This window comes from Prochlorococcus sp. MIT 1303, from assembly GCF_001631965.1.
GTDB classification, from domain to species: Bacteria; Cyanobacteriota; Cyanobacteriia; order PCC-6307; family Cyanobiaceae; genus Prochlorococcus; species Prochlorococcus marinus_D.
Genome location: NZ_LVHK01000042.1, coordinates 248,667 through 261,032 on the forward strand (window position 1 = coordinate 248,667; position 12,366 = coordinate 261,032).

At 47.9% G+C, this 12,366-nt stretch carries 18 protein-coding genes and 1 pseudogene; 12 read left to right on the forward strand and 7 right to left on the reverse strand.

All coding sequences use genetic code 11. The annotated features are described in order from the left end of the window. Nucleotides 1–617: 617 nt before the first annotated feature. From PMIT1303_RS07640 to PMIT1303_RS07650, 3 genes are read left to right on the forward strand one after another with little or no spacing between them, the layout of a single operon-like run. A complete protein-coding gene (locus tag PMIT1303_RS07640; RefSeq protein ID WP_063398196.1) occupies nt 618–1,667 on the forward strand; it encodes an amino acid ABC transporter substrate-binding protein in 1,050 nt (349 codons plus the stop codon). A 6-nt stretch (nt 1,668–1,673) separates the two neighbouring features. After that, nucleotides 1,674–2,567 carry an ABC transporter permease subunit gene (locus PMIT1303_RS07645; protein ID WP_063398197.1) on the forward strand — a complete coding sequence of 298 codons (894 nt, stop codon included), beginning with the start codon at nt 1,674–1,676 and terminating at the stop codon, nt 2,565–2,567. Nucleotides 2,568–2,596: 29 nt separating this feature from the next. Next, the gene (locus PMIT1303_RS07650; protein ID WP_063398198.1) at nt 2,597–3,106 is read left to right on the forward strand and encodes an HdeD family acid-resistance protein; all 510 of its coding nucleotides are present in this window, start codon (nt 2,597–2,599) and stop codon (nt 3,104–3,106) included. 178 nt (nt 3,107–3,284) lie between these two features. On the opposite strand, the gene PMIT1303_RS07655 is transcribed toward PMIT1303_RS07650, so the two are convergent. Beyond that, complete coding sequence (locus PMIT1303_RS07655; RefSeq protein WP_011825859.1) at nt 3,285–3,521, reverse strand: DUF6868 family protein; 237 nt, start codon at nt 3,519–3,521, stop codon at nt 3,285–3,287. Between the two features lie 231 nt (nt 3,522–3,752). Here PMIT1303_RS07655 and PMIT1303_RS07660 point away from each other — a divergent pair, with 231 nt between their 5' ends. Next, complete coding sequence (locus tag PMIT1303_RS07660; RefSeq protein WP_063398199.1) at nt 3,753–4,781, forward strand: amino acid ABC transporter permease; 1,029 nt, start codon at nt 3,753–3,755, stop codon at nt 4,779–4,781. Further along, nucleotides 4,778–5,518 (forward strand): amino acid ABC transporter ATP-binding protein, encoded by a 741-nt coding sequence (locus PMIT1303_RS07665; protein ID WP_063398200.1) that lies wholly within the window; start codon nt 4,778–4,780, stop codon nt 5,516–5,518. The genes PMIT1303_RS07660 and PMIT1303_RS07665 overlap by 4 nt, the downstream gene beginning before the upstream one ends. A gap of 12 nt (nt 5,519–5,530) precedes the next feature. Here the strand turns inward: PMIT1303_RS07665 and PMIT1303_RS07670 are convergent, their stop codons facing one another. From PMIT1303_RS07670 to PMIT1303_RS13440, 3 genes are all read right to left on the reverse strand, one after another. Further along, nucleotides 5,531–5,707 carry a hypothetical protein gene (locus PMIT1303_RS07670; protein WP_231901400.1) on the reverse strand — a complete coding sequence of 59 codons (177 nt, stop codon included), beginning with the start codon at nt 5,705–5,707 and terminating at the stop codon, nt 5,531–5,533. Between the two features lie 205 nt (nt 5,708–5,912). Beyond that, nucleotides 5,913–6,191 carry a hypothetical protein gene (locus PMIT1303_RS07675; RefSeq protein WP_063398201.1) on the reverse strand — a complete coding sequence of 93 codons (279 nt, stop codon included), beginning with the start codon at nt 6,189–6,191 and terminating at the stop codon, nt 5,913–5,915. 225 nt (nt 6,192–6,416) lie between these two features. Further along, a complete protein-coding gene (locus PMIT1303_RS13440; protein ID WP_156486961.1) occupies nt 6,417–6,575 on the reverse strand; it encodes a hypothetical protein in 159 nt (52 codons plus the stop codon). 111 nt (nt 6,576–6,686) lie between these two features. Between PMIT1303_RS13440 and PMIT1303_RS14035 the strand changes: the two genes are divergently transcribed. The 6 genes from PMIT1303_RS14035 to PMIT1303_RS13815 all read left to right on the forward strand — a co-directional run bounded on the left by PMIT1303_RS14035 (nt 6,687) and on the right by PMIT1303_RS13815 (nt 9,659). Next, nucleotides 6,687–7,142 carry a hypothetical protein gene (locus tag PMIT1303_RS14035; protein WP_231901401.1) on the forward strand — a complete coding sequence of 152 codons (456 nt, stop codon included), beginning with the start codon at nt 6,687–6,689 and terminating at the stop codon, nt 7,140–7,142. Further along, entirely contained in the window at nt 7,129–7,503 is a 375-nt protein-coding gene (locus PMIT1303_RS07685) for a hypothetical protein (protein WP_063398202.1), read from the forward strand. Before PMIT1303_RS14035 ends, PMIT1303_RS07685 begins: the two co-directional genes overlap by 14 nt. Nucleotides 7,504–7,640: 137 nt before the next feature. Continuing rightward, complete coding sequence (locus PMIT1303_RS07690) at nt 7,641–7,931, forward strand: SemiSWEET transporter (RefSeq protein WP_063398203.1); 291 nt, start codon at nt 7,641–7,643, stop codon at nt 7,929–7,931. A gap of 158 nt (nt 7,932–8,089) precedes the next feature. Then, nucleotides 8,090–8,266, forward strand: coding sequence for a hypothetical protein (locus PMIT1303_RS14040; RefSeq protein WP_231901402.1), 177 nt, complete (start codon nt 8,090–8,092; stop codon nt 8,264–8,266). A 106-nt stretch (nt 8,267–8,372) separates the two neighbouring features. Next, nucleotides 8,373–8,837: a GNAT family N-acetyltransferase gene (locus tag PMIT1303_RS07695; RefSeq protein ID WP_063398204.1), complete on the forward strand. Its 465-nt coding sequence runs from the start codon at nt 8,373–8,375 to the stop codon at nt 8,835–8,837. A 684-nt stretch (nt 8,838–9,521) separates the two neighbouring features. Beyond that, nucleotides 9,522–9,659, forward strand: coding sequence for a hypothetical protein (locus PMIT1303_RS13815; RefSeq protein WP_167523913.1), 138 nt, complete (start codon nt 9,522–9,524; stop codon nt 9,657–9,659). A 166-nt stretch (nt 9,660–9,825) separates the two neighbouring features. On the opposite strand, the gene PMIT1303_RS07705 is transcribed toward PMIT1303_RS13815, so the two are convergent. Both PMIT1303_RS07705 and PMIT1303_RS13445 read right to left on the reverse strand, forming a co-directional pair. Further along, the gene (locus PMIT1303_RS07705; RefSeq protein ID WP_197459793.1) at nt 9,826–10,074 is read right to left on the reverse strand and encodes a guanylate-binding protein; all 249 of its coding nucleotides are present in this window, start codon (nt 10,072–10,074) and stop codon (nt 9,826–9,828) included. Between the two features lie 162 nt (nt 10,075–10,236). After that, nucleotides 10,237–10,398: a hypothetical protein gene (locus PMIT1303_RS13445; RefSeq protein WP_156486962.1), complete on the reverse strand. Its 162-nt coding sequence runs from the start codon at nt 10,396–10,398 to the stop codon at nt 10,237–10,239. Between the two features lie 37 nt (nt 10,399–10,435). Here PMIT1303_RS13445 and PMIT1303_RS07715 point away from each other — a divergent pair, with 37 nt between their 5' ends. Continuing rightward, nucleotides 10,436–10,702 (forward strand): hypothetical protein, encoded by a 267-nt coding sequence (locus PMIT1303_RS07715; protein ID WP_063398207.1) that lies wholly within the window; start codon nt 10,436–10,438, stop codon nt 10,700–10,702. 1,390 nt (nt 10,703–12,092) lie between these two features. On the opposite strand, the pseudogene PMIT1303_RS14045 reads toward PMIT1303_RS07715, so the two are convergent. Then, nucleotides 12,093–12,263: pseudogene (locus tag PMIT1303_RS14045) on the reverse strand (Nif11-like leader peptide family natural product precursor); the annotation flags it as partial. Nucleotides 12,264–12,366: the final 103 nt, after the last annotated feature.

Here is a 12,366-nt window from a genome sequence, read left to right on the forward strand (position 1 = left end):
CAGAGCAGCAAAAATCATTATTGGTATCGAAGTAGACAAAAGATCGTAAACTGCAAGAGAGCTTGAACGATCTTTTGAAAGCAATATGTCATGCATCTAGTTAACCTAGAAATCACTACAAATGAGACGAATGATTGAATTGGGGCGGGATTGGCTCTTGGGCCCTTAGTCTATGCTTTCTAGGAATCTCCACTTCATCCCAAGCAAACTGCTGACCAATGATGAATCGATAATGCTAGCGATCCAATATCTTATCCCATGCTATTAGTATGGGATAAAGATCCTTGCCCTATTTACGAAAGGAATTAATAGCTGCAAGATCACTCACTTGACTTTTATTTAATCATCGTAAAACCTAGTTTTTCGTATCAAGTCCCATTCCTCTCTCGGTCTAAATGAGCAACAAATCCATTTTAATTACAGGCCATGAAATATGTTTGAAGACATCTACTTTATGCAAGAGTTGGTCTTCGGAATTTAAGACGAGTCATTCTATTCTCTAGTTCCATTTTGAACTAAGCAATATTTTAGTTGCTGCATTGCGTCAGGTGGCAATCGATTATTCTCAAGCTTTGCCAAAGATCTGAGAGAATAAGGCTAAATTGCATAGTTACAGCATGATCAGGCGTTTTGCCACAGGTCTAGTCACTCTGTCTTTGCTTGCCACAGGATGTGCCTCAATTGATCAAGGTGGTGGTTCTCGGCTGGAATTGATCAGCAAGCGCGCCCAATTGCATTGTGGTGTTAGCGGCAAGATCCCAGGCTTTAGTTTTCTACTTGGCAATGGTCGCTATGAAGGGCTAGACGTTGATATCTGCCGCGCTATGGCCGCTGCAGTTGTTGGCGATGCCACGAAAGTGCAATATCGACCTCTTACAGCTCCCGAACGCTTCACTGCTCTAAAAACAGGCGAAATTGATCTGCTTTCACGTAACACCACATTTAATCTCAGTCGGGATGCAGCAGGAGGCAATGGTCTCACCTTTGCACCTGTGGTGTTTCACGATGGCCAGGGGTTGATGGTCAAGCGAAGTACCGGAATTAAGGGCCTTCAAGATTTGAAAGCCAGCAACATCTGTGTGGGCTCAGGCACCACGACGGAACAGAACCTCAACGATGCATTTCAGGAACGAAAGCTTTCTTATACGCCGATCAAGTATCAAGATCTCAATCAAGTTGTCGCCGGTTACCTCCAGGGTCGATGTCTAGCGATGACTTCCGATCGTTCTCAACTTGCGGCGGCTCGATCTGGTTTTCCTGATCCTGAGCAGCACATCATTCTTGATGTTGTGCTGAGTAAGGAACCGCTTGCCCCTGCCTCAGTAGGTGGAGACCAGCGTCTTGGTGATGCCATCCGATGGGTGGTCTTTGCTCTTTTTGCCGCTGAGGAATTTGGTATTACTCAAGAGAATGTCGACAGCAAGCTTGAACAAGCCAAGACAAACCCACAGATGTCATCGCTGCGACGCTTTCTAGGCGTTGATGCTGGCCTTGGTCAAAAGCTTGGTCTGGCAGATGACTTCGTCGTCAAGGTGATCCGAGCCACAGGCAATTATGGAGAGATCTACAACCGCCACCTCGGTCCAAACAGTTCTGTGCCAATTCCTAGAGGCTTAAATCGCTCCTATCGGCAAGGTGGCTTACTGATCGCGCCACCTTTTAACTAACCCCCCATGAAGCGCTCGCAGCACTTTTGCTTGCAAGTTGGCGTCGCCCTCGCTCTGCTGACCATTCTTGGCGTGTTGATCAACAATCTCGCTGTGAATCTGATCCGCACTGACATGGGGCTCAGCTTTCTTTGGTTAGGACGACCTGCAGGCTTTGCTCTAGCTGAACATCCGCTGTCTTATAGGCCTTCGGATAGTTATGCCTGGGCTCTTTGCATGGGCTGGTTAAACAGCCTCAAGGTCATCCTTTGCGGCCTTGTTCTGGCCACGGTGATTGGAGTGCTTGCAGGGGCTGCCAGAAGTAGCCGCAATCTGCTGTTACGAGCACTGTCGAGCGGATATGTGGCCTTGATCCGGCAGATCCCTCTGTTGCTTCAGCTGTTGTTCTGGTATTTCGTTGCTTTCTTAAGCCTTTCCGGGACCCCCTTGGCGCCATTAGGAGCCTTGATACGTGTCTCGAACCAAGGGATCGAATTGCTTGGCCTAAATCTGAGCGTTGAATTTTCGGCGTTATTAGTGGGCCTAAGCATCTTCACAGCAGCATCAATTGCTGAAATTGTCCGCGGTGGATTGAATTCTGTTCCGAGTGGTCAATGGGAAGCGTTTCGCAGTCTTGGTTTGCCAGAAGGTTTTGGGTTACGTCGGGTGGTGTTACCTCAAGCTTTACCAGCCATCCTCCCTGGCCTAACAAGCCAATATCTCAACTTGGCCAAAAACAGCACATTGGCAATCGCCGTAGGTTATGCCGATGTCTATGCGGTAAGTGATACGACAATCACACAGACCGGCAGAGCGATTGAAGGATTCTTATTGTTGTTGATTAGTTTTTTGCTGCTTAACCTTCTGATCACTGGAGGGATGGAAGTTCTCAATCGAGTTGTGATCAGATCCCAGCAATAGCCTTAAGCTCAATTAGGTTTTTGTTTTTCATGAACTCTTTACTTCAACGGCGCATCGCAGCAGTGCTCTTGTTTATTGCAGCGGCCATTGCCATCCTTTTGCCTTTTGCCTCGGCCACCCTGCTAACCATTGCCCTCGGGGGGGCTGCCTGTGCCGCAGGCATTGGCCAATTATTGCGTCTTGGCGGTGAAACGAGCCTGCAGGGCAAAGTGTTTCGAGGCTTCAGTGGCGTGCTTTATATCGCAGCTTCTGTTTGGATTTTGATCGACCCGGTTGATAGTGAAATCAGCCTTACCTTGTTTGCCGGCGTCTTGCTTCTAATCGAAGGCTTGATGGAATTGGCTGGAGGTGCTGCATCTCCAAACCCTTTGGGTGGATTGGTGGTCTTCGATGGAGTGATCACAGCAATCTTCGGTCTCTTACTTGTTATTGAATGGCCATCAGACAGTATTTGGGCTCTCGGAACATTATTCGGGGCAGCATTGTTCCTATCTGCAATCAACCTGCTGAGAGCCCCTAAGCCTGCTGAGACCACTTAGCAAGTCACTCTCATTGGCGACATCATCAAATATCGCCAATGAGACCAGTCTCGATTAATAAGCTGAGATCTCAACATTCCCATAGGGATGCATTGAATCCTTGAATATTTGCACTACTACTACTTAGCTGTAGCCAATGCACTCCGAGGCAATGCAGAAGCCAAAAGGATCATTAACCTCACCTAAGTACCAAGGCAGGTGTCAAGCAGAAGAGGATGATCATGATTTCGTAAAGCATCATTCCGCCGTAGTGGAGGCGGTCAAAGCTTCTCTTGCTGAGATCGATGAACCACCGTGAATGCCAGCGATAACCCCATTCACGGTGCCGAATGAAAGCAATCAGCCAGAAGGTCAAGAGTGCGAAATTCAGCACCGTTGCCTTGGCGAAGATTTCAGCGAGTTCAGCTCTCTCCATTGGCTAAATCTTGAAGGATCTCTAAGGAGTAGCAATGGCTTGTGCTTCTGTCCATGTTTAGCTCAACAAGGGCAACAGAACCTCTGTTTCAACAGGATGCACAAAGGGGCTTACGTTGATGATTTGCATCGATGGCCTATGCGTTTGAGCATGTTCCTTGATCGTTTCTATCCCAAGAGAAGTGGTCCGAATTGTGTTTCTAGTTCCCCCGAGTACACCTGCTAAATCCTGATGCAGTTTGGGCCAAGCCCTTTTAAACGTCTGAAACGGCACCTATTGGCCACCCCTCTGGATGGCTTGATGTCTGTTTTGCTGCTTGCCCTGCTTGGTTGGGTTGCGACCACAACCCTGCATTGGCTTTTTGTTGATGCGGATTGGCAAGTCGTCAGCCAAAACCTTCCGCTGTATGCCTTTGGCAGCTATCCACCTCATCAACGTTGGCGCCCATTTCTTTGGATTGCGCTGTTGATAGGTCTCACCTTATTAACTCTGTTAGGGCCACGTCGGGGTTGGATTCGGAAGGCCTTGCCTTTGGTATGGATTGCGATGGTGCCCTGTGGTGTGGTTCTTCTTGCTGGTGGCCTCGGTTTACTGCCGGTCCCTTCTCATGCCTGGGGTGGCCTAACCCTCACGCTGCTGCTAACCGCCTGCAGTGGTGCTCTTGCTCTACCGCTGGGCATCCTTTTGGCACTCGGACGTCAAACCAGGCTGGCCGTGATCCAACGAAGTTGCAGTATTTATATCGACGTGATGCGGGCTGTTCCTCTGATCGCAGTGTTGTTTTTTGGTCAGCTGTTGATTCCCCTTTTCCTTCCCATGCATCTAGAGGTGAATCGAGTCCTGCGCGCTGTGTTGGCCTTCGCATTATTTGCTGCCGCATACATCGCTGAAGACGTACGAGGTGGATTGCAAGCGATCCCACGAACCCAGCGTGAAGCTGCTGCTGTGCTGGGCCTGAGTCCTAAGCAAATGATTCAACTTGTGGTGTTGCCGCAGGCACTTCGTACAGCTCTACCGGCCCTGACCAACCAAGCAGTTGGATTACTTCAGAACACCAGCCTGATGGCCATCTTGGGTTTGGTGGAACTCCTGGGGATCAGCCGCAGCCTGTTGGCCAACCCTGATTTCATTGGTCGGTATCTGGAGGTTTATGTGTGGCTAGCTGGGGTTTACTGGTTGGTTTGCACTGCTATGGCCTTGCTTGCCCGTCATCTTGAACATCAACTCAGCCCCACAAGGTCTGCTACTTCAAAGCAATGATTCCAGCCATTCATGCCACAGGCCTTGTTAAGTGCTTTGGTGATCATCAGCGAGCTCTTGATGAGGTGTCGTTGCACGTTGAAAGCGGAGAAGTTTTGGTCGTGATGGGTCCTTCGGGTTCTGGTAAAAGCACCTTGATTCGAACCTTCAATGGACTCGAATCTCTTGATGAGGGACGACTTGAAGTGCTTGGTATCCCCTTAAATGCAGATCACGATGAACGTCAGATACGACGTATCCGTAAACGTGTGGGCATGGTGTTTCAACAATTCAATCTCTTCCCGCATCTATCCATCCTCGACAACATCACCCTTGCACCGATTCGTGTGCAGCGTCGACCTCGAAAGGAGGCGGAGGCACGCGCTATCGATTTATTAACTCAGATGGGAATTGCCGAGCAAGCAGGTAAATACCCTGGCCAGCTGAGTGGAGGGCAGCAACAACGAGTAGCCATTGCACGTGCACTCGCACTACAACCTGAAATCATGCTTTTTGATGAACCTACAAGCGCTCTCGATCCGGAACGGGTCAAGGAGGTTCTTGATGCGATGCGATCGCTGGCAAATAATGGGATGACCATGGTGGTTGTCACCCATGAGATTGACTTCGCCCGTGAGGTGGCAGATCGGGTGTTGTTTATGGATGAGGGAAAAGTTGTGGAGACATCATCACCAGATGAGTTTTTCGCGAATGCTCGCGAAGAACGCAGCCGCCGTTTTCTCAATCAAGTGATGTGAATTCCTCCAGGGCTATTTCAGTATTGAGACATTTTCGACATCAGCGATAGGAACTTGTGCATAGGCATTGAAATTCCAGCTATTACTGAAAGCTTCTGGTCCTGATGCAACATACGATAAGAAGACATCACGGTTGTCACTAACGGAGTCAACTCCCTTGATATAAGTATCAACACCGCCTGTATTCACCGGCCTGCTGTCAGCGTCAGCATTCAACCCAAACATCAAAGAGCGGTCTCCGTGCAACCAGTGATAACCAAGACTTGTTAAAATAGTAATCAAAGAGAGTTTTGCTTTGTCATTGCTTTGATGTCTTTGCTACACGAGCAATGGGGTCATGCGAGAACGATGACTTCGGTATGATGCTTGGTAATTCATTGCGCCACAGTCATTCTCAGTCGTCCATTCCTGATGCGCTATCTGTAAAGGTCTTCTCCAATCGCGCTTTGATTGTCTCGTCCTGGCTGATTTTCGCTTGATAGGGAGGCTTTCGTTGAGAGCTGACCTTTTCCCCAGCCCCAAAGTCAAACAGCCCTCCTGCCTTCATTTGCCCGAGTGGACCTCTCTCGATTGGGCCGTTCTTGAACATCGCAGTTTTTGCCAAATAGCCAACACCAAGGCCAACCAACACCGCCATTGAGATCAACGTGAGTAGAGCAGTGTGCGTCTCCATCTAGATCACATGTCCATCCCTGCAGCCTTGCACACCTCTGCTGAGCTCGCATAGCCAGAGGTGGGAAGAAGATGATCTTGTGGTCAGTGATCATTTAGCTCTTGATTGCTGGTTGCAGCTTTCCATTTGCTCTGCCCCAAAGGGAGGCTTAATGGTCAGCGAATGGCATTTCAAGCCATTCCTGCCTACAGATCAGGCCTGGAAGCCCTGATCAGATGACTGAAATTAATCCTGAGGGAGCTTGCCGTGGAGCTGGAGCCAATTCTTGATCGCCTGTTCGGCTTCCTTCGGAACTGTTCTGCCGCTCTTATCCGCCAGTTCCTTTAACAAGGAGAGCAGCTCTGGATCAATGATCCAGCCAACACGGGGCTTGACGCTTGGCATGGTCCCACCATAGCCAGTAGAGCTACATGGTGTCGAGTTAATAGCGCAAAGGTGTATTCAAAGTGTAGACACTTCTGTGCTAGCATTTTGGAACGAATTGGCCCTGCATCTATGGCTCCTGTCCAAATCACTCGCAATCGTTACCCCGTCCACCCCGGTGGTGATGCGCTGAGGCTCTACAACAGACTCTTCGACGAGGCTCAGTACCTCAACAGAGCTCGTGGCCAATACAAGGGAATAGTCGGTCGTCAAAAGGCGCATATCTCTCAGCTCCAAGCTGAACTGGTTGATTTCCAGGAGAAGATGGATCTCAGCCTGCGCCAAAAGGCTGAGCTGAACAAGATCCTCCATGGTTATGGCCAGGTGCTTAAGGAGCTCGAGAACGCAGGGGAAGCTCTAGAAGAGGCTTTTGAGGAGAACGGTTCTTGGGGTGTGTTCTCTGGTTCTACCTTGGTTGAGGCTGTGCGGGCATTCATCCAGACCTTCCGCCTTGCAATGGATCAGGCGAAGGAGGCACGGCTTGCTCGGCGTGAGGCAGCCAAGGAGGTGGTAGATGTCGATCGCTGATGGGTTGCTTGCAGCCATTGAGGAGATCAACAACCTCGACAAGAAGCTGGCTCGTGACATCGGGGAGCACATCGACTCCCAGGCCCGCACGCTTCAGGCTCTGAAGAATGAGGTGGAGGCCAAGGCATTCGCCCCGCAGGCCTTTAGGTCGTTACCTCCAGCAAAGAAGGAGCAGTTCGAAAAGCTGAAGGTCACAGAGCTTAGAGCCATTGCGTCACGCATGGCTCTCCCTGGACGAAGCAAATACACAAGGAAGGCAACCATCATCCAATTCCTTATCGAAAACAAAGCACCACTCGCTCCTTCATATGAACAGCTGTTGGCGTTTTGGGTTGAGCACAGCCGACAAGGGATTTGCTGAAAAGGAGCGCTTAAGCAAGGAGCGTCTTGACAAGGCACTCCCAAAAGCTACTGGGGCGTACCTCTCTAGATAGGCAAAGCTGCTGTGCAATTACACTGAGAGAATTATTTTCTAGAAACTAATTCTTAGCATTCTAAATGGGCATTGATCAACTAATAAGTCCTAACACCTTCGGCTTTATAGCTGCTGCATTAACGACCATTGCATTCATACCTCAGGTCATAAAGACATGGAAAAGCAAGAAGGCTGATGATGTATCGATAGTGATGCTCTTGATGTTTATCACTGGTCTCTTATTTTGGATCATCTATGCAATAGAAACGAATGCTCTTCCTGTTCTTATTGCAAACATCATTACCTTCATCCTCAACGTGACAATCCTTACCTTGAAGTTAATCTACGGGAAGCAACCCAGTACAGCAGGCTAAAAGCAGATGGCATCAGTGAATGGCAGCCAGCCTTATTAAAGCTCTCGGCAACGCTTGATGGATGCGCCAAGCGCTATGAGCGTTTCTGCCAGCACTATCGCCATCACAGCAAAGCTTCTCCAAGGAGCCATTGGGGTAGTCGCATACTTAAACGGCTGGTGAGTAGTGCAAGAAATAGAAGCAAGAAGAAGAGGGTTTCTCCAGGTCAACAACGACTGCCTTGGGCTTGGGATGTTCGCCTCAATCAAACCCCTGAGGATTGGCATCAAGTTGCGGTGAGATTTAGAAAAGACAATGTAATCAGAGATGGGGATCTTCAGTTCAGCCTTTCATGAGTGTCTGGATAGAATAGACGGAATCTTAAGGGGGATATCCAACAAATATCTGTCGATTAACATCCTTGCGATTTTTGTTTGAATACTAACTAACCAATAGAAAGTAATGGGCCCAAAAGATAATACTCCGACTATAAGGAGAGGCAATAGAAACGATCTTCCTCATGTTTTTAAACTAGTCATAGAGCTTGCAGACTTTGAAAACTCCATGCATCAAATATCCAATACAGTTGAGATGATGGAGATGGATTGCATTGGAGAAAGGCCAGTGCTTAATTTATTTATTGTAGAGCACAATGCAATAGTGATAGGAATGGCATTGACCTTCTTTGGCTACTCATCTTGGAGGGGAAAAGCACTTTTTATAGATGATTTTATAATTAAAAAGCAATACAGGAGGCAAGGGCTAGGCAGTCTTCTCTTCGATAGATTAATTGAGTTTGCTAAAGAAGAAAGTTGCAAAATATTGTCTTTTCAGGCGCTCTCCTGGAATGATACTGGCTTAAATTTTTACAAAAAATACAACATGCAGTTTGATAATGAGTGGATCAACTGTCGCTTGAAGATTTGAACATAAGATATGTCATGAAGATGTCCTTGGCAGAACGCGTGCTTTAGAGGGCTAGTTTAACCTACTTAATTTATTACTCCAGAAAAGGCTGCTGCTTTTGGCGCACTACTTTCCCAGCTATAAGAGTGTACATCAAACTCAAGTCTGTGAGCAATCACATAAGCAACAGCATCAACTTCACTCTTCTGCCGAGGCAGCACAGTGCATCAGGATCACGAAAGAAATAGGACCGTAACTATTAACTCAGAAAGCATTCAGAGGTCTTATCCCAGTCCATCTATGTAGGGCTTTGTGGTGCCTTTGAACCGTGAGGCCATACCCACCAACCGGCCTGAGTTATTGACGCCGCATGAAATAGCTTCTGTCGAACGATAGAGATTGCGCTGCAGGCGTTCATAGCCATGCCGAAGGGATAACGATAACAAGGGCGCAAACACATAAGTGCATGGAGTTTCAGGGCATGGGCACACCTGCTCTAGTTGTTATGGGTATTAGTTCTATGCTTGCAATATTCGCGCTTCGAGAGCTGCACAAGCAACTGAAGCCCACAAATCCTAAAAGGGTATCTCCACTGGAGGAGGACGTTATGAGCCACTGCTTGGAAAAAGCAGAAAGAACAAAACAGGTCCTATGGGGGCTCTTTTTTTAGCCGCATGCCAGCATTCCTGATGTGGAAACTGCTCAATGACTGAAACCAAGAAAGCAAGCCCTTTGAAGGACTTCACTGACAAGCTCTTCGATCTCTGCAGGGAATATCAGCAAGAAATCCCACCGCACAAAATTGCAGAAGTACTTAGGGACTACGCAGAGCGATTGGATTGATCAACCCCTTGCACTACCTCTTGGCTGGAGTTTTTATGTGATCAATAAAAAGAACCCTGTGTGAGGTCAGGAGGCATAACCCACTCACAAAAGACCAGCTGATCGCCATCACCCGGCCCAGCGGTCACTCTTTGGTAGCCGCCAACCCTTTGTCTGGCACTGCTTCTTACTGAGAAGGCTGCAATTCAGCAATCTGCTTCTCGAGCTGATCAACAACTGAGAGATGCTCTGCTCTGCGTGCTTCAAAACCAGCAACGCGCTGTGAGTTTTGACGCTCCTGAGCAGCCTTGTACTCAGAATCAGGGATCACAACAACGCGATCACGAGGAATGGTGTAGCCAAAGGGAGCATTGAAGACTTCGTCGAATCGTGAGTACAGGTCGTGCAGTTCAAGACCTCTACAGCATGACGCCATCAGAACGTGAGCGCGAACTAAAAAGGTCGGAAGAACCAGGGCCGGTCGGGGCTAGGCATCACCTCCTGAACGTCTCGAATACGGTTTGCGTCAATAAGAATCCATCGATCAATCGATCGAATCTTCGAGGGGACCCCAAACCTTCTTTGCTTGCGCCAGGTTTCAACCCAGGTGCTTCTCTCTTGTGATCTTGTCGATGACGAAGAACTGCCCCTCGCTTGGCTCGCTGGCCTCGCCGTTGTCCTGATATTCAGCAATACGAGCCTCGATCCACTTCTTTTCAAGTTGGGCACAACTTTTTTTGTTCTTGCTGTATCTGGTCATGTGAGAACATCAGCTGGACAAGCCCTTCGGTATCTAGATGAGTAGCAGCAACAGCCGCCAAGAAAGCGAGCAGGAAATCAATCTTCGGATTGCTCGTATCAAGAACGAATTGGCTGAGGCAGAAGCTCGTCTCAAAAACGAAATAGCTGAGATATTGGCTCGTCTAAAGAAGGAATTGGCTGAGGTAGAAGCTCCTCTAAAGAAGGAATTGGCTGAAGCAGAGGTACAAAGGGGTTATATCCGTGCTGCTGCTAGGCAAAAGGAAATCCTGAAAGGTCTTCTCGAGCAGAAGCCAAGAGCTTGACTTGCTATCTCTGAGCTGGTCCAAGAGGGTGACACGACCCCTTAACAATGGCTTACGTAGCCCTCGAACCCTCTTTTTTCAAAAAGCTCTCGCATCTTCGAGGTGTCCGAAGTTGCTAGAAATAGCGATGGGTTAGCGTGTGACCCTTGAAACGACTCGCCGGTATCGACACGATGACTATATTTTGACTGGCATTGCATTATTGGAGACCTACATCTGAGCATCTTTTGTAGAGCTGTTTTTCATACTCCTTTGGATCAGCAAAGCCTTTCCCATAAGTATCCCGGATAAAGACAATCCCATGCACTAGGACATTGTAGGCAAACTCCGAAGTCATCTCTCCTTTTCGCCACTGCTCGCAGTAAAAGAGAGCCAACTCATCTTCTGTCATTTAATTTCCGCACCCAGCCACGTTGATGACAAGAGGGACAAGCGGGAGAATGATTTTTTTTACTATGCTGACCAGAAGCAAAACATCTCCTTTCCGCAATGCTCTATTGGTCTAAAATGGATATGAGCTTCTGACAACTCTACATTCACACCTACAACAAATCAGCCAATGCCTAGCACCTTCTTGGCTTGATGGATTCTACATCCTCAGATTGTTATCTCAATTCTAAGCAAGCAGGGATCCGGCCTCAGTAGGGATAAGTGATCATTGATAGTTGGCTCAAGCTAATAGGGGGTTAAAGGCTCTCCAAGTACTACTGCATTTGTTGCAGCATTTATCCAGTGAATGCCAAGCCGCATTTCTCAATCATTTTGCAACGCTGGATGGATCCGCCAAGTGCCAAAAGCATTTCTGCCAGCGCTATCGGCATCGCAGCTAAGGCGCTGCTAAATGCCCCAGGGACATTCGCATGCTCAAACAAAAAGTGAGCAGTGCAAAAACTAGAAGCAAGAAGAAGAGGATCTCACCAGGCTGATAAAGATTGCCAGGGGCTTGGGATATTCGCCTCAATCAAATCCCTGAGGATTGGCATCAAGCTGCGGTGAGATCTGGGTAAACTAATAGAATTAGAGAGGGCAATCAAACTCTAAGATTTTGGTGATTAGTTAGGAAATATAAGTATAAGTAGCTTTATGGTATACAAAGTTGACGTTAAATTTGTCATTAATGCGAAAAACTATTGCTGGTTGTTGCCTGCTAAATAAGATATCAAGGCAGCCTTCTGCAAGTCAATGGTGCCAGGCATCAGATGCCGTTTTAAGCGAATAGGGAAGTCGTTGAAGAGATAAAAAGCCCCTGAGAATGCAGGGGCTTTACTGTATGGTAAGAAGTAATACTGGGGGATTAGAGGGTATCTTTTTGCGATAATGATGCATTACTCCCGGTTAAGCCCGCCCACCCAACCAGCCACGGCTTCCAGTAGTTATGTAGCAATCTATGATCATCCTCAGACAGGATTTGGCGATGAGTTTTTATATCTTCTGTGGTGATCGCAAATCCTGCAGCTTTGGCAATAGCTACAGGGTCAGAATCCTCAGCCTTGAGCTGTTCCTGTAGTGAAGCATCGGCTTGAACTTTGGCGATGAATGCCTTGAGTTGTTCTTCTGGCATTTTTAGTTGGGTCGCTTTCTCTTATGTATAGCCCAACCTAAGCCTGATGAGTGCAAACATCGGTTGAATTGAATGCAAAACTTCTAAATGAAACTTCTACAAT